This is a genomic window from Shewanella sp. SG41-3 (assembly GCF_014164545.1).
GTDB classification, from domain to species: Bacteria; Pseudomonadota; Gammaproteobacteria; order Enterobacterales; family Shewanellaceae; genus Shewanella; species Shewanella vesiculosa.
The window spans coordinates 242,432-265,545 of record NZ_JACJFJ010000005.1 but is presented as its reverse complement, the minus strand read 5'-3'; the positions used below and the strand labels follow the sequence as shown (position 1 = coordinate 265,545).

At 41.1% G+C, this 23,114-nt stretch carries 17 protein-coding genes; 9 read left to right on the top strand and 8 right to left on the bottom strand.

Translation table 11 applies throughout. The features are described 5' to 3' along the window. Nucleotides 1-285: 285 nt before the first annotated feature. Genes H5164_RS11980 through H5164_RS11970 form a run of 3 tightly spaced genes read right to left on the bottom strand, consistent with a single transcriptional unit; the run spans nucleotide 286 to nucleotide 4,003 of the window. Nucleotides 286-1,419: an HDOD domain-containing protein gene (locus H5164_RS11980; RefSeq protein WP_182756314.1), complete on the bottom strand. Its 1,134-nt coding sequence runs from the start codon at nucleotides 1,417-1,419 to the stop codon at nucleotides 286-288. Further along, complete coding sequence (locus tag H5164_RS11975; RefSeq protein ID WP_182756312.1) at nucleotides 1,416-3,407, bottom strand: EAL domain-containing protein; 1,992 nt, start codon at nucleotides 3,405-3,407, stop codon at nucleotides 1,416-1,418. Before H5164_RS11975 ends, H5164_RS11980 begins: the two co-directional genes overlap by 4 nt. A gap of 11 nt (nucleotides 3,408-3,418) precedes the next feature. Further along, nucleotides 3,419-4,003 carry a response regulator gene (locus H5164_RS11970; RefSeq protein ID WP_182697316.1) on the bottom strand — a complete coding sequence of 195 codons (585 nt, stop codon included), beginning with the start codon at nucleotides 4,001-4,003 and terminating at the stop codon, nucleotides 3,419-3,421. A gap of 93 nt (nucleotides 4,004-4,096) precedes the next feature. Here H5164_RS11970 and H5164_RS11965 point away from each other — a divergent pair, with 93 nt between their 5' ends. Both H5164_RS11965 and H5164_RS11960 read left to right on the top strand, forming a co-directional pair. Further along, on the top strand, nucleotides 4,097-5,455 hold the full coding sequence (locus tag H5164_RS11965; protein WP_165870023.1) for an HD domain-containing phosphohydrolase: 1,359 nt from the start codon (nucleotides 4,097-4,099) through the stop codon (nucleotides 5,453-5,455). A gap of 174 nt (nucleotides 5,456-5,629) precedes the next feature. Then, a complete protein-coding gene (locus H5164_RS11960; protein WP_182756309.1) occupies nucleotides 5,630-8,617 on the top strand; it encodes an ATP-binding protein in 2,988 nt (995 codons plus the stop codon). 9 nt (nucleotides 8,618-8,626) lie between these two features. On the opposite strand, the gene H5164_RS11955 is transcribed toward H5164_RS11960, so the two are convergent. Genes H5164_RS11955 through H5164_RS11945 form a run of 3 tightly spaced genes read right to left on the bottom strand, consistent with a single transcriptional unit; the run spans nucleotide 8,627 to nucleotide 10,865 of the window. Next, complete coding sequence (locus tag H5164_RS11955; protein WP_182756307.1) at nucleotides 8,627-9,925, bottom strand: ATP-binding protein; 1,299 nt, start codon at nucleotides 9,923-9,925, stop codon at nucleotides 8,627-8,629. A 2-nt stretch (nucleotides 9,926-9,927) separates the two neighbouring features. Beyond that, a complete protein-coding gene (locus tag H5164_RS11950) occupies nucleotides 9,928-10,503 on the bottom strand; it encodes a chemotaxis protein CheC (protein ID WP_124014812.1) in 576 nt (191 codons plus the stop codon). Further along, on the bottom strand, nucleotides 10,500-10,865 hold the full coding sequence (locus H5164_RS11945; RefSeq protein WP_182722890.1) for a response regulator: 366 nt from the start codon (nucleotides 10,863-10,865) through the stop codon (nucleotides 10,500-10,502). Before H5164_RS11945 ends, H5164_RS11950 begins: the two co-directional genes overlap by 4 nt. A 185-nt stretch (nucleotides 10,866-11,050) precedes the next feature. Between H5164_RS11945 and H5164_RS11940 the strand changes: the two genes are divergently transcribed. Both H5164_RS11940 and H5164_RS11935 read left to right on the top strand, forming a co-directional pair. Then, on the top strand, nucleotides 11,051-11,596 hold the full coding sequence (locus H5164_RS11940; protein WP_124014810.1) for a heme NO-binding domain-containing protein: 546 nt from the start codon (nucleotides 11,051-11,053) through the stop codon (nucleotides 11,594-11,596). Then, nucleotides 11,589-12,497 (top strand): sensor histidine kinase, encoded by a 909-nt coding sequence (locus H5164_RS11935; RefSeq protein ID WP_182756305.1) that lies wholly within the window; start codon nucleotides 11,589-11,591, stop codon nucleotides 12,495-12,497. Before H5164_RS11940 ends, H5164_RS11935 begins: the two co-directional genes overlap by 8 nt. A 24-nt stretch (nucleotides 12,498-12,521) precedes the next feature. Here the strand turns inward: H5164_RS11935 and H5164_RS11930 are convergent, their stop codons facing one another. Together H5164_RS11930 and H5164_RS11925 are read right to left on the bottom strand one after the other, a co-directional pair. Beyond that, the gene (locus H5164_RS11930) at nucleotides 12,522-13,412 is read right to left on the bottom strand and encodes a dienelactone hydrolase family protein (RefSeq protein WP_182756303.1); all 891 of its coding nucleotides are present in this window, start codon (nucleotides 13,410-13,412) and stop codon (nucleotides 12,522-12,524) included. 208 nt (nucleotides 13,413-13,620) lie between these two features. Continuing rightward, nucleotides 13,621-14,574: a helix-turn-helix domain-containing protein gene (locus H5164_RS11925; RefSeq protein WP_182756301.1), complete on the bottom strand. Its 954-nt coding sequence runs from the start codon at nucleotides 14,572-14,574 to the stop codon at nucleotides 13,621-13,623. Nucleotides 14,575-14,791: 217 nt separating this feature from the next. On the opposite strand from H5164_RS11925, the gene H5164_RS11920 reads away from it, so the two are divergent. From H5164_RS11920 to H5164_RS11900, 5 genes are all read left to right on the top strand, one after another. Next, a complete protein-coding gene (locus H5164_RS11920; RefSeq protein WP_182697312.1) occupies nucleotides 14,792-16,198 on the top strand; it encodes an ethanolamine ammonia-lyase subunit EutB in 1,407 nt (468 codons plus the stop codon). Then, complete coding sequence (gene eutC / locus H5164_RS11915) at nucleotides 16,195-17,085, top strand: ethanolamine ammonia-lyase subunit EutC (RefSeq protein WP_182756299.1); 891 nt, start codon at nucleotides 16,195-16,197, stop codon at nucleotides 17,083-17,085. The genes H5164_RS11920 and eutC overlap by 4 nt, the downstream gene beginning before the upstream one ends. 68 nt (nucleotides 17,086-17,153) lie before the next feature. Beyond that, complete coding sequence (eat, locus tag H5164_RS11910; protein ID WP_182756297.1) at nucleotides 17,154-18,557, top strand: ethanolamine permease; 1,404 nt, start codon at nucleotides 17,154-17,156, stop codon at nucleotides 18,555-18,557. Between the two features lie 463 nt (nucleotides 18,558-19,020). After that, nucleotides 19,021-20,622, top strand: a complete 1,602-nt coding sequence (locus H5164_RS11905; RefSeq protein WP_124014803.1) for an ABC-F family ATPase — start codon at nucleotides 19,021-19,023, stop codon at nucleotides 20,620-20,622. Between the two features lie 223 nt (nucleotides 20,623-20,845). Next, on the top strand, nucleotides 20,846-23,086 hold the full coding sequence (locus H5164_RS11900) for a peptidase U32 family protein (protein ID WP_182756295.1): 2,241 nt from the start codon (nucleotides 20,846-20,848) through the stop codon (nucleotides 23,084-23,086). Nucleotides 23,087-23,114: the final 28 nt, after the last annotated feature.

The window sequence follows — 23,114 nt, the reverse complement described above, 5'->3', positions numbered from 1 at the left end:
CTACACAGGCATGCCTCTTGGGCAACTAACGTCAAACATTATGAGAATAATGAGGCAAATTTTACGCGCTTGGGCCATCACTTTTGTCGGTGTAACGTGCTTCTGAGCATCCGAAAGCTGGTTATGTAAATGCGAAGTATCAGTGGCTTTAGCTAAAGACAATTAGGCTATATTATCTAGACGTGGGATCGTTAAGTATTAATAAATAACAGCAAAATAATTATGATACAAATTAGCCAGCGAAGAGTGAGATTAATGTAATCATCCTTGATTACATTTTTACTATTAACAATTATCTATCCAGTCAATAATATCGACATCTTCTATCAAGGTTTTTAGGTTGGTTTTTGCAAATTCATCGAGTTGACCAGACAAAAATACTTTCACTACATACATAATGAGCCCCAACTTTTGATCTGTTAAGCCTTTTGCGGCAAAGTCAGGCTTGTCTTGCATTAAAATGATTTGACATAATTCCAGCGGGTAGCCCCATAGCGTCAATATATACACAGTTAACGAGGTTGCTTCATCGAGTATCATTTTATTATCATCGGCATCGATATTAATAAATTCATTTGCTTCAGCAATAAACACTAAACGACCGATGCCACTCAGTAACGAAGCAATAAACACATTATCAAGTTGAACGGCTTTAAAGCCCAATGACTGGCTTAACTGGCGACTAAGTTTTGAATAATTAAAAGCCCACTCATTAACCTTTTTGTGAATTTCTATGGGTAATTTTGGCGCAATACAATTATTGACAAGCATAGATATTACAATGGTTTCTGTCATTTTAAGACCTAATCTTTTGATGGCCTCTTCTAACGAAACGGTTTTACTGTGGTAGCCTAAAAAAGCCGAATTGGCGATTTGAATAATTTTTGCCGCAATAAACGCTTCTTGCTTAATAAGGTCTGCAGTTTGTCCAATATCAACATCATCAATGGCAAATAATGTTCTTAACTGTGCAGCTATTTCGGGTAACGGAAAAAAATAGCCAATTCGACCTAATTTGTTACGCATTTCTAAACTAAAATTAAGCGAATCGAGGCGTTCCAAACAAAAGAACACATCTTCTAAATCAGCTGCTGCAAAGGGTTTTTTTAGTACAAAATGCGACACTTCACTAACTTTTGAGACCACATCTTCGGCGGTATCGCCAGTGAGTAATACTCTTACTGATGAGGGAATAATCGCAGCTATTTCTTCAAGAAGCTCATCGCCATTTTTTTCAGGCATAAGGTAATCGCAAAATATTGCATCGGGCAACACCCCATTAGGCAATGCATCTTGCCAACTTAGGGCATCTTCACAAATATAAAAGTCCCAGTTTGGCTGAGCTCGTCGAGCGGTGCGTTGCAGTGCTTTAAGCATAAACATATCATCATCGATGAACAGCACAGATAATTTTTTCATATTCCCCCCATTACCGCAGCAATTGATGCGTCGGCATTGGCAATCAACCGAGTAAAACTGTCTTCATCTTGAGGACGAGCAATAAAGTAGCCTTGAATGACATCACAGTTAAGTTTTTCAAGGATCAACATTTGCTCAATGTGCTCTACCCCCTCCACAACAACTTTCATGCCTAAGTCGTGGGCCATTCGAGTGATATTACCGACCATGCTTTGAGTATTTAAATTGTCTGAGATATCAATAATTAGCGACCGGTCAATTTTTAACACATCAATAGGCAGTTTTGAAAGATAAGACAATGATGAGTAACCGGTACCAAAATCATCAATAGCAATACTGATACCGGCATTTTTTAATCGGGTTAACTTTTCTGCACTTTCTTCAATATTATCAACCAACCATGACTCAGTGAGTTCAAATTCCAGAGTCGACATATCAATATCAAATCCTGCTAATAATGCTTCCACTCTGGGAATAAAATCGGCATGGGATAGCTGTTTCCCCGATATATTTATTGCGACTTTATCGAATCTGATACCTTTTTGGGTCCAATTTGATATTGCCATGCACGCAGCATGAATGACCCAATAACCTAGCTCTATAATTTGCCCTTCTCGCTCTGCTATCGGAATAAACACCACAGGGGAAATATTGCCTAATTGTGGATGTTCCCAGCGGAGTAACACTTCACAGCTGGTAATTTTGCGCTGATTTAAATCAAACTTAGGCTGAAAATGCAAATAGAGTTGTTGATTGTCGACCGCGTGGAATAAGGCTTTGCTGATAAACAGTTGCTTGCGTTTTTGCTCAATAATTGCCGCATCATAGCGCATAAAGAAATGCGAATGACCCGTTCTGTGTAAGCGATTAGAGATTAATGCATTGCTGAGTAATTGGGCTGCATTATCACCATCTTCTCTGGCGATACAATACGTGACGACCAGTTCAACTCTGACTGATTTATCTGAATAGCTAGTATGACTAAAGGGGGCGATAAAATCAGTGAGTTGTTTGTGCAAATCATGCTCGTTGGTAAAATTATCCATAAGCAACACAAAATGCTCATTAGTCAAAAAAGCTAACGCTGAGGAAGATATTTTAGACTGAGTAAATAAGGTTAACGCAATGTCATCAAATAACTTTTCAGTCGCCACCGGGCCAATTATCTCAGTCCAATAACTGTAATTTTTAAGGTGGATGGCCACCATCGCAAATGGCGTGACGGTCTCGAGCAGTGAATCAGCTAAATTAACGATTTCGTTTTGATCTAAAAATGAGGCTAATTGTTTTCTATATGGCAATGCACCATCATTTTTATTCATAAATTGCAGTTCAAAAAAGCGCGATTTATCTGTCGTTTTCTTCAACACGAATTCGACATTTTTGCCAGTGGTTGCCTTTAGCACCACGTTATCAATATTGCTACTAAATAGCGTTAACAGACATTCATAGGAGCAAAATGGAAACACATCGGCGATTAAAATACTGCTGGAATCTAGATTAAATATTTGCTTGGCAACACCATTAACTCTGCCGATCTGGCCGTTAGGATAAAGTTCAATCAGGGCTTCTGCGCTATTGGCCATTAATTGATTGACTTCATTTTCGTCAAAGTGTTTGTTGTAAGCAATAAAAGCGGCTTCAACCTCGGAATAAAGAAGCGTTTCATCCCAGGGTTTTTGTAAAAAACGAAACACAGTACCAGAATTAAGTAACGCTAATACTGAACTAAAATCAGTAAAACCACTGAGGATCATGCACAGACTTGTAGGATATTGCGCTTTTATGGCCGCCAATAATTGCGAGCCGTTCATTACTGGCATTCTAAAATCAGAAATAATCACCTGACAATGTTCTTGAGCCATGATGTTGAGCGCGTCATAACCACTGGTTGCAGTAAATACCCGATAGCCTGCACGAGCAAACAATCGTTTTAATGCCCGTAAAATGGCCTCTTCATCATCAACAATCAACAGCTTATTCGTCATATTTCTACCAGTTAATTAAAAAATTTATCTACCGCTGAACGCAATTGCTCATTATCGAATGGTTTTGGTAATACGGCATCTGCGCCTAAATCTAATGCTTTTTGCAATTCAATTTCAGATAACCCTGACACCACTAAAATTTTTAGATGGTTTAGCTCTGGTTGTTGGCGGATAAACTGCAGTACTTCAAAACCGTCTAATCCAGGCATAGATAAATCGAGTGTAACAAGGTCAGGTTTATCGCTAAGCACTTTAACCCCAGCCTGAAATCCATCAGATGCAAATGAAAATTCATAGCCGCTGGGTATCAATACGCGGCGGATCGCATTTCTAATTTCAATTTCATCGTCAATAATTAAAATGCGCTTGGGCAATTCTTTCACTGAATCAATTTGGTTAGAGTGACTTAATAACTCCTCAGGCATAGGCATTTTTTGGGTTTGCAAAAACATAATAAAATCGTCTAGTAATACACGATAATTACCTCGACCTGGGAGTTTATGTCCTTTTAATCGCCCTTGAGCAATCCATCGACTTACGGTGCGCTGGTGTACATCGCAATATTGCGCAATGTCACTGGGTCGTAATGTCTTCATAGAATGTTATCCATCATATATCTTGATTAATTAACCGTTATAGCATAACTTAATCTAAGAGACAAATAAGACAAGCGAGAAATTAAGGACATTATGAGCTCATTAGAAACATCAATGCCTATTATTTTGTGTGTCGACGACGAGACCAGCATCTTGAAGTCGCTGCAACGCTTATTCATGTCTTCAAAAGTGAAGCTATTACTGTCATCAAGTGGCCAACAAGCGCTTGAACTTATGCAAACAGAAAAAGTTAATATCATTATTTCAGATATGCGTATGCCTAATATGACAGGTGCTGAATTCCTTGCACAAGCGGCAGTGCTTCAACCGGATGCTTATCGTATTTTAATGACTGGATATTCTGATATTCAATCAACCGTTAGTGCGATTAATGTGGGTAAAATTCATCGTTATATTCAAAAACCTTGGGATAACGCAGAGCTACTTGCTCAAGTTCATGAAGGCTTAGAAATCTATCGTCTCGTAGAAGCTAACAAGTTGCTGACAAAAAAAATTACTCTGCAGAACAAGCAACTAAAACAATTAAACAATAACTTAGAAGAGATGGTTCAGCAACGAACCACTCAATTGAAAAAGACATTATATCAATACAAACTGTTGGCCAGTACACGTGGTAATGAGCAAAAAGCCACACTTGAAGTTCTTTATAATTTGATCAGTATTAACCCTGCATTAAATGGCAAGTTTGCACTGCAAGTGAGTGAAACATGTGGTCACATAGCCACTGCATTAAAGATGAATAAAGCTCATGTCGAGTTAATTAGTAAAGCAGGTCTATACTGTGAACTGGGTAAACTAGGCTTGCCTGCACATTGCCTTACTGGCCCATACGACCAACTCAGTAGTGCAGCCCAGAAACGCTTTTTTCAACACCCGCAATTGGCAGAAGAAATGCTAGCACCAGCGGTTCACCTATCGACGATGAGTGAGATCATTGGCAGTCAATATGAGCACTATAATGGTACGGGTGAACCGTTACAAAAAGTGGCCCAAAACATTCATATTGGGGCTCGAATATTAGCCGTTGCAAGAGACTTTTGGTTAGCGTTATTTGAACAACAAAATGCAAAAGATCATACTAAAGACCTCACCAAAGAAGAAATATATAAACACATCAAACTACAGCAAGGTAACGTGTATGACCCCAAAGTCGTCAATGTGCTAGGGCAAATCATTACCGCTTACCAGGACCAAGAAACGATTAACCATTCAGATGCGCAATTAGATGATGGTCTGCTTATTGAACAAATCACCGAAGGTATGCGCTTAACTCAAAATTTATACAATCGTAAACACATGTTGTTATTACCTAAAGGCCATGTGTTTTGCGAGAAAACACTGCAGAACTTATACCGCTATCAGACAAAAAATAACGAAAAATTGCTCATCAAAGCAGAGCGAGTTGAACAAACGGATACCCAGGAAGAATAAAATATATGATCAACTCAACAACCGAATTAACAATAATATTTACCCGCACTTTTTACAGGTAATCGTGCCGATATGATGGATATTGTTACCAGACTATTTTACTCAAAGTCGTTTTCATTAAGACGATTGTGGTTTTTTTGCACCACAACACTGTTGGGATTTATCGCCAATGCTATGGCGATCGAACTGCCTATTGTCGTACCTTTTCTCATCGGTAACATTGCCTTTTCAATTATCCTCATTCGCTTAGGTTTTATCTGGTCTCTGTTGGCTCTTGCTATCGTCAGCGTTCCAATAGCAAGTAACATTGAATTATTTAACAGTATCTTGCAGCTGTTTTGCTTGATGTTATTAACATTAAATTTGAAACAACCTCTTTGGCGAATAATGGGTGTTTATACTGTCGCCATAGGCTTTATCTACCATCAATTTGCGTATCCCATTTTTACTGAATCACCAGCGTTATTAGTCAGTGCCACACTGTTAAACGGTTGTATTTTTATTTTATGCACCAAAACGGCGTTAATGCTAAATGTCATTACAATCACCCCAAAAAATCAAAAAAATCAAAGCTTAAAGCTGCAGTTAAGCCATCGAATTGGTTTGTATAGCGCCGTACCCTGCACGATTTTAATCGCATTTATTTTACAAGGTGCTATCAGTCTCCACATATCATCCGTTCTGCAGTATTACGATAATGAACAAAGTAAATTTATTAATGAAATCCAACGTCATATCGAACGTTATATCGGCAATACAGAACTTATCGCCAGTTTAGGACATGACAATATTGACCAAAACACATTACGTAAGTTAACTGAGCAACAAGCAGAACTGATATCTGCACTGGTCACCGATAAGAATGGCCTTATTTCACTATTTTATAAAGCCGACTTACCTAACAGTAAAATGCAAAAGACATCGGTTGCCGACCGGAGTTATTTCAGTAAACCTAAGGAATTGGGCAAAAGCTATGTCAGTGAGACCTTTCAGGGAAGAGGACTGGGTGAAGATCGATTATTTGCGGTCAGCGCACCGCTTTTCCAAAATGGTACATTTGATGGGGTAGTCGAGATTTCTGTCAATCTTAAAACGTTAACCAATACCTTCAAATCTTCAGATGATATGGATTCTAACCGTATTTTACTCGACAGAGACTCGAAGAAAATTTGGGGTAGCGATACCTTAGGACAGTTAGGTCGTGTCTGGACAGAACGGCCATTAATGACACCTTTCACAAGCTCTGTATTTGGACAGCATATATTCAATAAAGTTGAACCAATTGCCTTCACATCTGACGGTCGTTATATCGTTATACGAAAACACCTAGACGAATTGAATTGGACTGCGCTGTACTATTTAGACACCCGCTCATTTGTGATTCGCTATTTTATTTATTTATCGATTGCGATGATATCAGCGTTGTTATTGCTGCAATACATCACAGTGTTGTCTGGTCGATTAATTCATCAGTACACCAATACATTAGAACAAATTACCCGCCACACTCATCGCTGGCGATCTGATAAACCTAATACACAGCCTCTGACATTTACCACCACAGCACTTGAGTTTGAAGTATTGTCTGAAAGCATTAATGGTTTGCAAAAGCGAGTAATCGATTCTCGCAAAGCTATGCACAAATCAATGGCAGAAGTGAGCACTCTCAATAATGAATTAGAAGCAAGAGTCAAAGACAGAACTCAGCAACTGGAACAAGAACGTGATAAAGCAAAACTGCTCGCAGAAATTAAAACCCGGTTTCTAGCAAATATGAGTCATGAGATCCGCACACCGATTACTATTATTAAGGGTTTTACTGAAGAACTGCTTAGTGAAGCAACGGGCGATACCTACCGCACGCTTAATCGTATAAATCAAAATACTCTGCACTTACAAAATGTAATTGATGATATTCTCGATACAGCTAAAATTGAGCAAGGCAAAATGCGCATCGCATTAGAATCGATTAATCTTGCCCATTTTATGACTGACTTTATCGATAGTACGGCGCAAATGGCGCACAAAAAAGGCTTGTCTATTGACTATGATGTTAGTGACATTACTGACGTTCATATCATGGCCGACCCTTTCCGATTACAACAAATATTACTTAATTTACTCAGTAACGCGGTAAAGTTTACCGCCACAGGATCGATTACCCTTAAAGCTGAAAAAACAACTGCGCAAAGCTGTAGCATCAAAGTAATAGACCAAGGTATTGGCATTAGCAAACAGCAACAGTCCACCCTGTTTGAGGCATTTACCCAAGCCAATTCCAGCACGAGTCGAGATTATGGCGGTACAGGACTTGGCTTGTATATTAGCAAACAACTTGCTGATGCAATGGACATATCACTCACGGTAACCAGCGAGATTGGTCAAGGGTCGACTTTCATGCTGAGTTTTAACACCCACAGCGCTTTGCAAAAACCAATAAAAGACTCGACTGTAATAGCAACTGAATTGCCTACCAGTGCAAGTCATGGTAGAAAATTGCTCATTGTTGATGATGTTGAAGACATTCGCATCTTAGTGGCTGCTTACGTTAAGTCACTTAATATGGAGTTATTGTTTGCGGAGAATGGTCAACAAGCCTTGGATATTGCCCTCAAACATCGCCCAGATATCATTATTATGGATCAGCAAATGCCAATAATGGATGGCTTGAGCGCGGGTCAAGCAATGAGACGTCATGGGTTTGAATCGGTGATTATTTCACTGAGTGCAGATGTGTTTGAACAGCACCCTGTAAGCGACACCGTATCGCCTTTTAACGCAACGCTTTGCAAGCCTATCGATAAAACACAACTGTTAAATACCATACAATTTTGTTTATCAAAACATGATATAACACTGCCTAATGAAGATATTACTAGTATGAGTGCACAACAAGAGATGGACGGATTCGACGAGTTACGACAGGACTACTTGGAAAGTTTACGCGCCATACCTGACGAGTTAAATTTGCTTGCTGCAACCTCAGAGCATAAACAAGTTGTCATGCTATTTCATAAAATTAAGGGAACCAGTGCCTGCTTAGGGTTACACGACGTGAGTGCAACAGCACAACAGGCAGAAGCCGCGCTAAGAGATGGGGGCAATCTTAATCAAGTGTGTAATGAGTTTAATGCGCGCTTAACGCAATTGTTCTCTTGTTAAGATCGCTTACTATGATGGTGTTTCAAGGTCACTAGGCGTTAATAATGGCAGGGTTATTACAAAGGTGGTGCCCACATCAAGCTCGGAGCTTACCACAATACTACCTTTGTGTTTTTGCACGATACTATAAGACAATGACAATCCCAAGCCAGTTCCCTGACCTACAGGTTTAGTGGTGTAAAATGGTTCAAAAATTTTACGCTGTGCCGATTCACTTATGCCACAACCGGTATCTTTTATTTCAATAACCAATGCTGTGCTGCTCGCCGATACCTTAATGTAAATGTGCCCTTTACCATCAATAGCCTGGGCTGAATTGACAATTAAATTCAAAAACACCTGGTTTAACTGCATTGGCTGGCAAAATAATGCCGGTAATGGCTGCTGAAATTCGCGATGGACTTCAACATTATATTTAAGCTGACTGTTGGCAATTTTTAACGTATTTTCAATACCTTCAATAATATTAGCATGCTGCCATTCACTACTGTCGACATGTGAAAACACTTTAAGATTTTTGATAATATCAGTGACGCGATCTATTCCGGTAATTGACTCATTAATTAATTCAGGCATGTCTTCACGTAAAAACGAATATTGACTGCGCTCTTGCATTTCTTGCTGCAAAGCCATAAAGGTTTTGTTTTGGGTTTTATTCACCACCTTTTCATAAAAGCTGATCAAATTTAATAGCTTAGTTGAATAATCTTGTAGGCTTTGTAAATTAGAATGAATAAAACCAATAGGATTGTTTATCTCATGAGCGACGCCCGCAGCCAACTGCCCAATGGCAGCCATTTTGTCTGCTTGTAATAACTGATTCTGCGCGGCTTCTAGTTTAGTGTTTAGCGTCAGTAATGCTGAGTGTTCTTGTGCTAACTCTTCAGAAAGTTGTTTCTTTCCCTGGTAATAACTCGCCAACTCAGTGACGTCTTGTACTATCATGCATACGGTTTTAACCACATTATTGCTAACGTGTAACGGTATAAACTCTATGTTTTGGTACATTAATGTTTCTTCGCCTGTGATTGGGCGGCTACTACTGAATAAAAATACGTGTGGTCTGTGTTCCCAATATGAAAAACTAGCATTGTTCAATACAAATACACTGTTGATCTTTTTCTTTAAATATTTTGCTTCATTTGGGAAAAGAGTCAGCAAATTTTGCCCTTTTACTTGCTCACAACTGATGTTCAGCCGATCAGCAAAAAAGTCATTCCAGTACTCTATTTCTAATTGTTCATTAAGAACACATACCCCTAAAGGCAATTTTGCAGTGAGATTCTCTAATACTGCGAGGGTCGTCATCGTTACTCCAACAAGCTATTTAATCGACTTAATAACGTCGAAATTGACTCTGCTTCTAAACAAATAACAATTTTTGAATCAAAATGACTGGACTCTACTTTAAATTCAACTTCCATGAGTAAAGTGTGAGCCCAACGATAGTGTTCTGGCGACAGTTTTTCCGGTTCAAATACTGTCGGCATGCTCAGCTTGGTGGTCAGCTCTAACTGCTCGGCAAAACCATTTAAACAGGCTCCAGCTAGAATATTTGACAGTTCAAGCAAAAGCTCTTCACGGGTAATATCTGACAAAGGCAGCTCATAATCCATCAGCTCAGCAATGGCTTCACAACCCGCGTGCGATTGTAGCGAAACGACCTCACCCTTTACTGTGCCCAAAAAAGATTGCCGAGTATGCCACATGACATCTGAACTGATCATATCGACAAATTCAGTGGGGGTAACAGAGGAAATGAGTGGAATAGAAAGGGTAATTTTAGCGCCAATTAACCTCGCTAACGAATTGGCTGCTTGGCCCATTGAAATATTCATCAACTCCTGTAATGCATCACGCTGCAGTTCACTTAATTGATAAATCATATCAGCCCCACATCGATTAATGCTTGTGATAATTGCTCAGAGTTCAATGGCTTGTGCAAAAACCGAAACGCTCCAAGCTTGTCGACTAACTTTTTCGCTTCTGGCTGTATATCGGCACTAATCACAATGACGATAGTTTTCGTTTTATGCTCATTTAAGTAGCTGAGTACACCAAAGCCATCGAGTTCAGGCATAGTTAAGTCTAGGAAAAGAACGTCAGCTTTTCCAGCTTCAACGGCCTCAAGAGCTTCTTTACCGTTAGTGACCTCGGTTATTTCAATATCCCAATCGGCGGGTAAAGCGCGTCTAACAACTTTTCTTGACATCATTGAATCGTCGGCAATGGTTACAGGTATCGGCATTACAATCTCCACATTGTCTCATTTGTCCTCTAAACATTATGGTGACGACAACCTTGAATGTCAAAAACTATTAGTATTTATTTTAAACACTGGTTTTACGCTGCAATCATTGCCATACTCAGGGGACAAATAAGACAAGTTACACCCTGTACTTTATTTCACATAGACTAAAATTGAGAGGCGCTATGAAAGGCATTATCTTTAATGTGCTTGAAGAAATGATAGTTGAACAAGCTGGCATGGAGGTTTGGAACACATTACTTGAAAAACATACGCCACAAAATCGGGTTTATGTGTCTGCTAAAAACTACCCTGAAACGGAGCTATTTGCCATTGCAACCGATGTTGCTGCGCTGCTCAATGTTCCTCTGCAACAAGTAGTAAAAGCCTTTGGACAGTATTTATTTTCAGGATTAGCCACTAGACATACTGGTGTAATGACACGTTTTTCAGGTTTCACTTCCTTGGTGATGGGTATTCATAATGTTATTCATGTTGAAGTGAACAAGCTTTACCATGAACCCGCTTTACCCACCATTAGTTGTGTACTAGTAAATAACCACAATATTGAACTAACTTATCATTCACCACGTAAATTATGTTTTTGTGCAGAAGGCCTTATCTTTGGCGCTGCAGAGTATTATCAACAAGCCATCACCATTAAGCATGATGTCTGTATGCACCATGGTGATGAAAAATGTATTTTAAATATTGAGTTAATTAATGACTGATAAACCTGATCCATATTTAGCAGCCTATCAGCGAGAGAAAAAAGCACGTATTGAGGTCGAGCAGTTGCTCGAAGATTCAATACGTCAGTTATACGAAAGAAACGTATTACTTGAAAGCCAAATAGTGCAAATTAAAAATCAACAAAAATCACTTATACAGCAAGAAAAACTGGCATTATTAGGCACAATAGCGGCGGGCGTAGCTCACGAAATTAATAACCCGCTCGCGTTTGTCAGCAGTAACGTAACAACCTTAAATGCCTATGTTTCTGACTTGCTTAACGTGATACCGAAAGACAGCTTAAATGAGGCTGACACTCGAAATATCAACTTTATAATGAGTGACTTACCTGAGCTGATTTCGGATACCGAACATGGGTTGGTACGCATAAAAGATATTGTTAAAAACCTATTATTTTTTGCGAGAACAGATGCTGATCAGTTATCAGAAGTCGATCTACTGCTTGCTGTTGAGATAGCGTTAAAGTTATTAGGACCGAAACTTAAAAATGTCCTTGTTACACAAAATCTACAACCAGTGCCAAAGATCATTTTTAACTCTGGTGAGCTCAATCAAGTGCTCATTAATATTCTGGTTAACGCCATACAGGCATGCGAGTACATGACAAATCATACCTCAAAGATAGGTGTCGATCTGACTCAAGTTAATGATGAGATATTATTAAATGTTACCGATAATGGTTGTGGAATGTCTGAAGAGGTTCAGCAAAGAATATTTGATGCATTTTACACCACAAAACCCGTCGGGACTGGAACGGGTATCGGTATGTCAATAGTGCTGCAAATACTCGAGCAACATGACGCCAAGATTGTCGTAAAGTCTGAATTAAATAAAGGCACAAGTATTCAAATTTACTTTCCTATATCCACATCCATGTAGATATTTATCATTAAAATAAAATGGTTAACTAATTTGTTTATTGAAAAAATCTAATGTTCGCTGCCACGCAAGCTCTGCATTGGCTTCATCATAACGGCCGGTAGAGTCGTTATGAAATCCGTGGTTGGCTTTGTTATACATGTGCATTTGATATGGCACATTAACGGCTTTTAAATCCTCCTCATATTCTGGCCATGTTGCGTTCACTCTTTCATCTAATTCAGCTAACTGAATCAGTAAAGGGGCTTTGATGTTTTTTCTAAGTGCTTTAGCCGCTGGTGTGCCATAAAAAGGCACCCCAGCTTGAATTAAATTAGCCTCCACGGCGGCAAGATAATTCACAATATAACCACCAAAACAAAAGCCGACCGCGCCCAGCTTGCCATTACTTTGCTGATGGCCTTTGAAAAACTTAGCCGCGGCAACAAAGTCTTGCTCAATTTTGCTTCGGTCTAATGATTGCTGCATTGCCCGACCTTCATCGTCATTGCCAGGATAACCGCCGAGTGAAAAAAGCGCATCAGGCGCAAATGCAATAAAACCCGCTTTCGCTAAACGGCGAGCAACATCTTCAATATATGGATTTAAACCACGATTTTCATGAACCACTAATACCACCGGTAATAAAGCGGTTTTATTGGTGGGCTCAACTAAGTAGCCCTGGCCTTTACCATAACCTAAAGGCGAATCAAATTGGGTATAAGTGGCTTTAATGTCGGCATCATTAAATGACACTTGCTCAGCTAAAGCATAATTAGGCAGTAACGCTGAGGTCAGAACACTCATTGAATAACCTAACGCCACTAACGAGCCTAATTTAGTCATAAAGGTACGTCGGTCCATGCCACCATGAGCATAGGCGTCATACCAATCAAAGGCTTCTTGCGGAATATTATCGACGGATTTGTGCTGCATAAGTTCCCTCTTCTGATCAAGTGTCATTACGGTAATTGGTGGTTATTGATATTAGTTGATATTAGTTGATAACAGTTAATGTTAGCTGAAGATGATTAATTAATCACCGGCAGCGCAATTGATACGCTTAGCCATCGGCTTAAGTTCAATTGATTTGGTGCGCCTAATTATTGCAATGTGGCACTCTAACGATTGTGATTAGTTAAGGTTAAGCTGGCTGATATCGCTGACGGGTAAGAGATGGATTCTCGCCAAATAATTGGGTGTAATCTTTAGTAAATTGGCCTGGATGCCAAAAACCCCAGTTTGCTGCAACCACTGAAATAGGATGGTGTAGATCAGGCTGTTTAAGCTCTCGCCTAACATTATTCAAACGGGTTAATCGTAAAAAGCGCAATGGATTAATACCTAAAATACTCTCAAAACTATACTGCAGGGTGCGGCGGCTAACAAAAGTAAGCTCACAAAGCTGAGTGATGGTCACGGCCTGTTGCGGATGATCATCGATAAAAGCTTTAACTTTTTCAACGACGGCTAAACGATGTTGATAACTGGGGGCCACCGTTTGCGTTGATGCTGGTTGGCTTAATAAATTCAGTGCTAAGGTGCTTAACATGTCTTGCTGAAGATCGAGGCGCAAGCCTAATTCACTGTGGTTAATCAGCTTTTCAATCATCAAACGAGTTTGATTGAGTAAAATTGGATTGCAATCAATCCGTTCCGCTCCTCGCGTTGATAAGTTCTTCAACGACAGCCCTTGTATTTCAGCCATGGAATATAAGCTGTGTTGATTAAGCACCACACCATAAATAGTAAATTGCTCAGGGGTGATTAACTCAAAATCATAATCACTGCTTCGACACATCAACTGATGATTATCAAGCTGTAAACCATTTATTTTACTTTGCTCAGAACGACATGGAATGCCCAACCAAATAGAATTAGGCGCAATGTTGCACTGCTGCCTTAATGCTCGTTGAGTAAATTCTTTGAATAAATGCATGTCTGGATAATCAAGGCCCTCAATACAACCATAAAAACTGCCGTTACTGACCTGATCATAAACTTGCTGCCATTGGGTTAAATTATGCGCTTGCTCATCGATGTCATTGGTTTGCACCACGCTCTTTTTTGGTGCGCGCTGATTAAAATGGTGCTCCATCTGTCATCTCCTAGCGTTAAAGATTGATTAACCCCACCTTATTATCTTGATTAAATCCATTTTATCTTTCTGATATAAAACATAAAAAATGACTTTGCCGAAACTTGATAGCCACTTGGTACGAATTAAGCTGGTATTGAATTAATTAAATGAGTTGATTAACGATTACAGCAGCAAAACCTGTACCAAGGTTTGATCGTTGACGGTGAGGTAATAAATGAGCCATTCGTATCGCTACACTCTAGGTAGCCAAACATATCAATTTAAAGACTTGGCCCAGCTAATGGCCAAGGCAACGCCGCAACGCTCGGGCGATCGCTTAGCGGGCGTAATTGCCTTATCAGCCAAAGAACGAGCCGTTGCCCAAATGACACTCGCTGATGTGCCCTTAAAAACGTTTCTTAATGACGCTCTCATTCCCTACGAGCAAGATGAAGTGACCCGCTTAATCATCGATGAACACGACACCCAGGCATTTGCTTATATTAGCCATTTAACCGTTGGTGATTTTCGTAATTGGCTGTTAAGTGACTACGCCACACCGCAAGTATTAGCCGCAGTCAGAATGGGTATTACCCCAGAAATGGCTGCTGCGGTAAGTAAAATCATGCGTAATCAAGATCTTATTCTTGTGGCTAAAAAATGCCATGTCACTAGCGCTTTTAGAAATACCATAGGCTTACCCGGACACTTATCGACCCGCTTACAACCTAACCACCCAACCGACGATGTTAATGGCATCGCGGCGTCAATACTTGATGGTTTGCTATATGGCAATGGTGATGCGGTTATCGGCATTAATCCTGCAACCGATAACGTGGCACAAGCGATTAAGCTAATGAAGTTAATGGATGATGTGATCCAAAAATATGACATTCCAACCCAAAGCTGCGTTCTCACCCATGTCACCAACACCATTGAATGTATTGAAGCGGGTGCCCCGGTCGATTTGGTGTTTCAATCGATTGGCGGAACTGAAGCAACCAACTCCAGTTTCGGATTTAACCTCAATACCTTAGCTGAAGCGCAAGATGCCGCATTAAGCCTACACAGGGGCACGGTTGGCAATAACGTAATGTATTTTGAAACAGGCCAAGGCAGCTCGTTGTCTGCTAATGCTCACCATGGGTTAGACCAACAAACCTGTGAAGCTAGAGCCTATGCCGTCGCGCGCAAGTTTTCACCATTACTGGTCAACACTGTGGTGGGTTTTATTGGTCCTGAATATTTATTTGATGGTAAAGAAATCACCCGCGCAGGGTTAGAGGATCATTTTTGCGGCAAGTTGTTAGGCGTGCCAATGGGCTGTGATGTTTGCTACACCAACCACGCTGAAGCTGACCAAAACGACATGGACAATCTGCTCACTTTATTAGGCGTTGCCGGTTGCTCGTTTGTGATGGGTATTCCTGGGTCAGACGACATTATGCTTAATTATCAAACCACCTCATTTCATGATGCCTTGTATGTCCGCCGAGTACTGGACGCGCATCCCGCGCCCGAGTTTGAACACTGGCTAACCAAAATGAACATCATGAAAAATAACACCGACTTTGTTTTATCGAGCACGCTACCCAGCGCATTTGCCAAACCGCTTTATGCTTTGCAAGGAGGCGCAAAATGAGCACGCCTGATGTAAAGCAATCTAATAATGCTGTCGATACTGGCATATCACATCAAGATAATGGCAAGGTGGTGGCCAATCCTTGGCGCGATCTGCGCCGCTTTACTGACGCCCGCATTGGTCTTGGTAGAGCAGGCATTAGTTTACCCACAGCAGAATTGTTAGCGTTTCAATTATCGCATGCACAAGCTCGCGACGCGGTAAATTTCCCTCTGGACATTGATGCACTCGCAGCGCAACTGGCCAGTATTCCTTTACTGGATAAGGTTAGCCCAATCAAGGTTCACAGTCAGGCAGATGATCGTATTACCTATTTGCAACGCCCTGATCTTGGACGAAAACTGTCCCAAAGTGGTCGTGACAGCTTATTAAGCCACATGAATAGCCAAGGACCAACGACCCACAGCCAATACGATCTTGCCATCGTGGTGGTTGATGGTTTGTCATCACTGGCGGTGAAGCTTAATGCTCAAGCTTTTATCAACGAATTACTCACCCTACTCAAGCCGCAAATCACACAGTGGAAAATCGCGCCAATTACCTTGGTTGAACAAGGCCGAGTGGCCATAGGCGATGATATTGGCCAGCTGCTAAATGCCCAAGTGGTGATGGTGCTTATCGGCGAACGCCCGGGACTCAGCTCACCAGACAGCCTTGGGTTATATCTGACTTGGGCACCTAAAACAGGACTTAATGATGCCTGTCGAAATTGTATTTCTAACATTCGCCCTGCGGGGTTGCCTTATAAAGAGGCAGCCAAACGTGCGTTGTATTTATTAACCGAGGCCAAAAAACTCAAACTAACAGGAGTCAATTTAAAAGATCGCACTCAAGACGATGTGATTGAACACCAACAGCCAAGGCAAAATTTCTTAATCGCTGAATAACGGCGAATAAATTCAATATGTTAAATACTCATTCGAAATAAAAATTAAATACTACTGGAGAGTTAATTATGTCAGATAACAACAAAGAGTACCTTGCCAAAAGGCAACTAAAAGGCGGCACCGCCGGCTGGGTGTTGCTAGCAGGTTTGGGCGTGTCATACGTTATTTCTGGTGATTTTGCTGGATGGAACTTTGGCATCGCTGAAGCTGGCTGGGGCGGATTTGCCATAGCAGCGATATTAATGGCGATCATGTATTTAGCATTAGTGTTATCTTTGGCTGAAATGTCAGCGGCTATTCCTGCCGCGGGTGGCGGTTACAGTTTTGCTCGCCAAGCCATGGGCCCTGCTGGTGGTTACCTAACCGGACTAGCCGTATTAATTGAATATGCTCTCGCGCCTGCTGCAATCGTGATTTTTATTGGTTCTGCAGTGCAAGCATTACTCGGTTTTAATGGTCCTTGGGTTTATGCACTCTTCTATTTAGTGTTTGTGGGCATTCATCTCGCTGGTGTGGGTGAAGCTCTTAAAGTGATGATGGTGATCAGTGGATTAGCTGTTATCGCTATTATTGCCACTGCAGTGGTGCTTATTGGCAACTTTGATGCAACCCGGCTTTATGATATTGCGGTTACTGATGCTGCAGGTGCCAGTGAGTTTTTACCCTTAGGTTGGTACGGTGTTTGGGCTGCACTGCCGTTTGCCATGTGGTTATTTTTAGCGGTTGAAGGCGTGCCGTTAGCCGCTGAAGAAGCCAAAGATCCAGCCAAAGATGTACCAAAAGGCATTATTGGCGCGATGATATTTTTACTGTTCACGGCCTTACTCGTGGTGGTATTAGTACCAGGTGCTGGCGGTGCAACGGCCATGGGAGCCAGCGCAGTGCCATTAGTTGATGCGCTCAATCTCACCGGCAATAATGGCTTAGCAACGATGGTTAATATTTTAGGTTTAGCAGGTTTAGTGGCCTCATTCTTCTCTATTATTTATGGTTATAGCCGGTTAGTGTTTGCGTTATCACGTGCGGGTTATATCCCCCGTTCATTATCGATTACCACCTCACGTAAAGTCCCCGCTCGCGCATTAATCGTACCTGCAATATTTGGCTTTTTGGCTTCATTAAGCGGCGAAGGTGATTTACTGCTGGCGATGGCGGTTGTTGGCGCAACTGTGTCTTATGCGTTAATGGCACTCAGTCATATTATATTACGTATAAAGCAGCCTGAGTTGATCCGTCCATACAAAACCCCTGGCGGCATTGTCACCTCAAGTATTGCGTTAGTCTTGTCTTTAATCGCATTAACAGGTGTGTATGCTTTCGATCCACGGGCATTCTTGTTCACAATAGGCTTATTTGTGATTGGCGCTGCTTATTACTTTGGCTACAGCTCATCACGCTTGGTGGCCAAAAGTGCCGATGAAGAATTTGCCATGTTAGCCGCGGCAGAATCAGACTTATCGATAGCCAACTAATCGGCAGTTAACTTATCGATACTGTTATGTCGACATAAAGGATAAAGCGCGGAGCATAGATCACCGAGCTTTATCCTTAACAGTATATAAGGGTTAACGGAGCAACTGTGACAGTTTGAATCACCTATTGATGCCCTACTCTGAAGCCAGCAAGCCTTCCCACCCGCAGATACCATAACCCTGATCCCTAAGCGAATGTGGCCATTTATCCCCAGGTCAAATCAATTGCACACAGATTAACCCATTTAGCGTAATCGTACTTTTAACCCGCGGGGTTAAGCGCATCTGCATATAAAGGCACTGATAGACAATATTAGCAGATTATAAATCGACAAATTAACCCTAACCTGTATAATCCGCGGCCTATTTACTTACATATACTCGCGTCTGTCTTATTCTCACACGGCTGTTTACTCGCCCTTTGTTGATAAATATTCAGTTAGTACACAGTTGGAACATTGCTTTGATTTCTACCGCTAATATCACCATGCAGTTTGGCCCTGAGCCATTATTTGAAAACATCTCGGCTCAATTTGGTCACGGTAACCGTTACGGTTTAATCGGCGCAAATGGCTGTGGTAAGTCTACGTTCATGAAAATCTTGAGTGGCGCCCTAGCCCCAACCTCAGGCAACGTGTCAATTACACCTGGCTTTAAAGTCGGTACCCTGAGCCAAGATCAGTTTGCCTTTGAGCAATACAGCGTTGTTGATGCTGTGATCATGGGCGATGTTGGCCTGTGGAAAGTGAAACAAGAACGTGACAGCATTTATGCTAAAGCTGAAATGACCGACGAAGACGGCATGCGAGTAGGCGATTTAGAAAGCCAGTTTGCAGAAATGGACGGCTACACTGCAGAAAGTCGCGCCGGTGAAATTCTGTTAGAAGCAGGCATTGAAGAGTCATTCCACTTTGGCTTAATGCAACAAGTTGCTCCAGGTTGGAAATTGCGCGTGCTACTGGCACAGGCTTTATTTGCTAACCCAGACATCTTGTTACTCGATGAGCCAACCAACAACTTGGATATTCATACCATTAGTTGGTTAGCCACCGAGCTAAACAAACGTAAATGCACCATGATCATCATTTCGCATGACAGACATTTCTTGAACTCTGTTTGTACCCACATGGCTGACATCGATTACGGCGAATTACGAGTTTATCCAGGTAACTACGAATACTTCTTGGCACAATCAGGCTTAATACGTGAACAGCTATTAGCGGGTAATGCTAAGAAAAGTGCAGAGATTGACGAGCTACAAGACTTCGTTAACCGCTTTGGTGCCAACGCATCTAAAGCGAAACAAGCTAGCTCGCGTGCTAAAAAAATGGATAAAATTAAGCTTGATGACGTTAAATCATCTAGCCGCATTACCCCGTCAATTCGCTTTACCGAAAGCAAGAAATTGCATCGCCAAGCATTGGTGCTAGAAGAATTGTCACACGGATTTGATGAAGTGTTATTCGAACACGGTGATCTTATTCTTGAAGCGGGTTCAAAACTGGCGATTATTGGTGAAAACGGTGTGGGTAAAACCACGCTACTTCGTTGTTTAGTTGATGAATTACAGCATAATCATGGCCGTATTAAATGGTCAGAAAATGCCGCGATTGGTTATTGTCCACAAGACAGTACCGCTGACTTTGATAATGACATGACTTTATTTGATTGGATGTCGCTATGGCGCACACCAAAACACAATGATTTGATGGTTCGCGGTATGTTAGGTCGTTTGTTATTCTCAGATGACGATGCCAACAAAAAAGTCCGCAACTGTTCTGGTGGAGAGAAAAACCGCCTATTATTCGGTAAGTTAATGATGATGGATATTAACGTACTGGTAATGGATGAGCCAACTAACCACATGGATATGGAAGCCATTGAAGCGTTAAATCAAGCCTTGAAATTATTTGAAGGCACATTGATATTTGTCAGCCATGACCGCGAATTTGTGTCATCTTTGGCAACGCGTATTATTGATGTTAAAGACAAAAAATTGATTAACTTTCAAGGTACATTTGACGAATACCTTGCAAGCCAAGCGGAAGCAGAAGCCAGAGGCTAATCCCCTTATGGAATACGTATTAGTCAATGCGCATGAATAGATAGATGGTTAGCATTAAGGTCTTCCTATTGCATTACATTGCAATCATGAAGACCTTTTTTGTTTCATTTATCCCCAAAAAATGAATACATTCGCATTCGCTAATCAATAGTAATCCGTTGCAGATACACGTAAAATCGGCTTATAAAATTTATAATTAACGACTTAACAAAGCGAAAATATCATGAATAGAAAAATCGAATTATTGGCGCCAGGTGGAGATGTCGATGCGATTAAAGCTGCGATTATAGCCGGTGCTAACGCCGTTTATTGTGGCTTAGATACCTTCAACGCCCGTAACCGAGCAGCCAACTTATCCTTCGATGACTTAATTGGTGTTATCGCACTTGCTCATCAATACCAATGTGAAGTGTTTCTCACCATGAATATCGTTATTCTTGAGAACGAAATTCCAACATTGGTTAAGTTGCTCAATCAATTGGTTAATACCGGCATCGACGGCATTATCGTGCAAGACCTCGGTCTGTTTAATTTGGTCAGCAAGCATTTCCCCAGCTTAGCCATTCACGCCTCAACCCAGCTTACAACCCACAATGAAGGTCAAATAGGCTTTTTAGCTAAAATTGGCGCCACACGCGTTAATTTATCGCGCGAGTTAAACCTTGGCGAAATAAAAAGCCTCACCACCCTAGCCCACGATCACGACGTGCTAACCGAAGTGTTTGTTCACGGTGCATTGTGTATTGCTTTCTCTGGCCAGTGCTATTCAAGCTCAGTCAGTGTCGGTAATTCGGGTAACCGTGGCCGTTGTAGCCAGGCCTGCCGTGACGAATACGAAATTACTGCCGCGGGCAACAAGTTTCCGCTCAATTTAAAAGACAACTCAGCCTATTTTGACTTACCTGAACTGGTCGATGCGGGTGTTGATTCACTTAAAATTGAAGGGCGTATTAAAGGCGCTCAATATGTCCACACAGTAGTGGACAGCTGGCGCAAGCAAATTGATAAATTTATTGATACCGGCAAGTTGCTAGCCGATGACTCTAATTTACACCGGGTATTTAATCGTGATTTTACCAACTCATTTTTAAAGGGTAATCTCACTAAAGACATGTTTATCGATAACCCGCGCGATAACAGTTTCAAGCATGCTAACGATAAAAGTAATGCAATATCTGTGGTGCAAATTCAAGAAGCACAACAAACATTGTCGTCTGAAAAAGACGCGATTGTGCAGCTAGTTGCAGAAAAAATTAATCACTTAAGTATTACTAAACCAACACTGTCACTGGCATTTTCCGGTAAAGTGGCACAGCCGTTATCAATAGCGGTTAGCACTCCAGAGCAACATTTTGTCATTAACTCGACACTGACCTTAACTAAAGCCACTGAATCTCGCGTTGATGAAGCGGCAATCGAAAAGCGCTTTAAAAGCTTAAAAAGCAGTGGCTACCAGTTACAAGCATTCAACTTTGACGGCTTAGATGCTGACTTAAGCCTGCCGTTTAGCCAATTAACCCAGCTTAAAAATGAATTACTGTTACAGCTAACTCAACGAGAATACATAGGCGCTGTAACCTTGCCTAAGTTACCTAAACACCCAAAAGTCACTGAAACGCCAACCCTGTCTTTGCTTATCAGCGATGAAAAAGACGTTAACTTGTGTGATGTTACCCAGGCCGATATCTACTTTAAGCTGCCAGAAAGCTTTAAAAAGAATGATAACAAGTACATCGACATATTCTTGCGTAACCCAAGACTCATCCCTTGGTTTCCAGCAGTGCTTATTGGCAAAGATTACCTCGAAGCGGTAAGAGTGTTAGAAGTGGTTAAGCCTAAGCGTATTGTCACAAACAATACCGGTGTCGCGTTTAAAGCTTATGAAATGGGCATTGAGTGGATTGCAGGGCCATTTTTAAACACCACCAACTCTTATGCTTTACTTACCCTGCAAGAGCAGCTCAATTGCGCAGGCGCGTTTATCTCTAACGAGATTAACCGTAATCAAATTAAAAATATCGCCAGACCAGAAAACTTTAAACTGCTGTATAGCATTTATCACCCAATTTTGATGATGACCAGCAGACAATGTTTTTTCCAACAAACGGTGGGTTGTAATAAGCCCAGCATTGAAGATGGCTGTATGTTGAAATGCGAAAAAGCCACGACGATCACTAACGTAAAAGGCATATCGTTTGCGGTAGACAAGCAAAAAGGCGGCTACCCAAGTATTTACAACCACGAGCAGTTCTTAAACATCGAAGCGGTTGAAGACTTATCCTACTTGTTTGATGAATTCTTTATCGACTTAACCAATATTGGTTCTGGTTCAAAAGCTGAAATTGATAAAGTACAACTGGTTAATCACTTTGAAAACGTGCTTAAAGGTGTCACACAAGCCAAAATTGAGCTTAATCAGCTGGTCACCATTGCAACCAATGCTCAGTATCAGCAAGGCTTGTAGTTGATTATGTGAGTGTGAAGCCAGTTGG

What these genes read in the sequence shown, in the direction of transcription:
- H5164_RS11955 (WP_182756307.1), bottom strand. Translation starts at nt 9,925, where the DNA reads ATGACGACCCTCGCAGTATTAGAGAATCTCACTGCAAAATTGCCTTTA.
- H5164_RS11930 (WP_182756303.1), bottom strand. Translation starts at nt 13,412, where the DNA reads ATGCAGCACAAATCCGTCGATAATATTCCGCAAGAAGCCTTTGATTGG.
- H5164_RS11920 (WP_182697312.1), top strand. Translation starts at nt 14,792, where the DNA reads ATGAGCCATTCGTATCGCTACACTCTAGGTAGCCAAACATATCAATTT.
- eat (WP_182756297.1), top strand. Translation starts at nt 17,154, where the DNA reads ATGTCAGATAACAACAAAGAGTACCTTGCCAAAAGGCAACTAAAAGGC.
- H5164_RS11940 (WP_124014810.1), top strand. Translation starts at nt 11,051, where the DNA reads ATGAAAGGCATTATCTTTAATGTGCTTGAAGAAATGATAGTTGAACAA.
- H5164_RS11965 (WP_165870023.1), top strand. Translation starts at nt 4,097, where the DNA reads ATGAGCTCATTAGAAACATCAATGCCTATTATTTTGTGTGTCGACGAC.
- H5164_RS11900 (WP_182756295.1), top strand. Translation starts at nt 20,846, where the DNA reads ATGAATAGAAAAATCGAATTATTGGCGCCAGGTGGAGATGTCGATGCG.
- H5164_RS11970 (WP_182697316.1), bottom strand. Translation starts at nt 4,003, where the DNA reads ATGAAGACATTACGACCCAGTGACATTGCGCAATATTGCGATGTACAC.
- H5164_RS11945 (WP_182722890.1), bottom strand. Translation starts at nt 10,865, where the DNA reads ATGCCGATACCTGTAACCATTGCCGACGATTCAATGATGTCAAGAAAA.
- H5164_RS11950 (WP_124014812.1), bottom strand. Translation starts at nt 10,503, where the DNA reads ATGATTTATCAATTAAGTGAACTGCAGCGTGATGCATTACAGGAGTTG.
- H5164_RS11975 (WP_182756312.1), bottom strand. Translation starts at nt 3,407, where the DNA reads ATGACGAATAAGCTGTTGATTGTTGATGATGAAGAGGCCATTTTACGG.
- H5164_RS11980 (WP_182756314.1), bottom strand. Translation starts at nt 1,419, where the DNA reads ATGAAAAAATTATCTGTGCTGTTCATCGATGATGATATGTTTATGCTT.
- eutC (WP_182756299.1), top strand. Translation starts at nt 16,195, where the DNA reads ATGAGCACGCCTGATGTAAAGCAATCTAATAATGCTGTCGATACTGGC.
- H5164_RS11960 (WP_182756309.1), top strand. Translation starts at nt 5,630, where the DNA reads ATGGCGATCGAACTGCCTATTGTCGTACCTTTTCTCATCGGTAACATT.
- H5164_RS11935 (WP_182756305.1), top strand. Translation starts at nt 11,589, where the DNA reads ATGACTGATAAACCTGATCCATATTTAGCAGCCTATCAGCGAGAGAAA.
- H5164_RS11925 (WP_182756301.1), bottom strand. Translation starts at nt 14,574, where the DNA reads ATGGAGCACCATTTTAATCAGCGCGCACCAAAAAAGAGCGTGGTGCAA.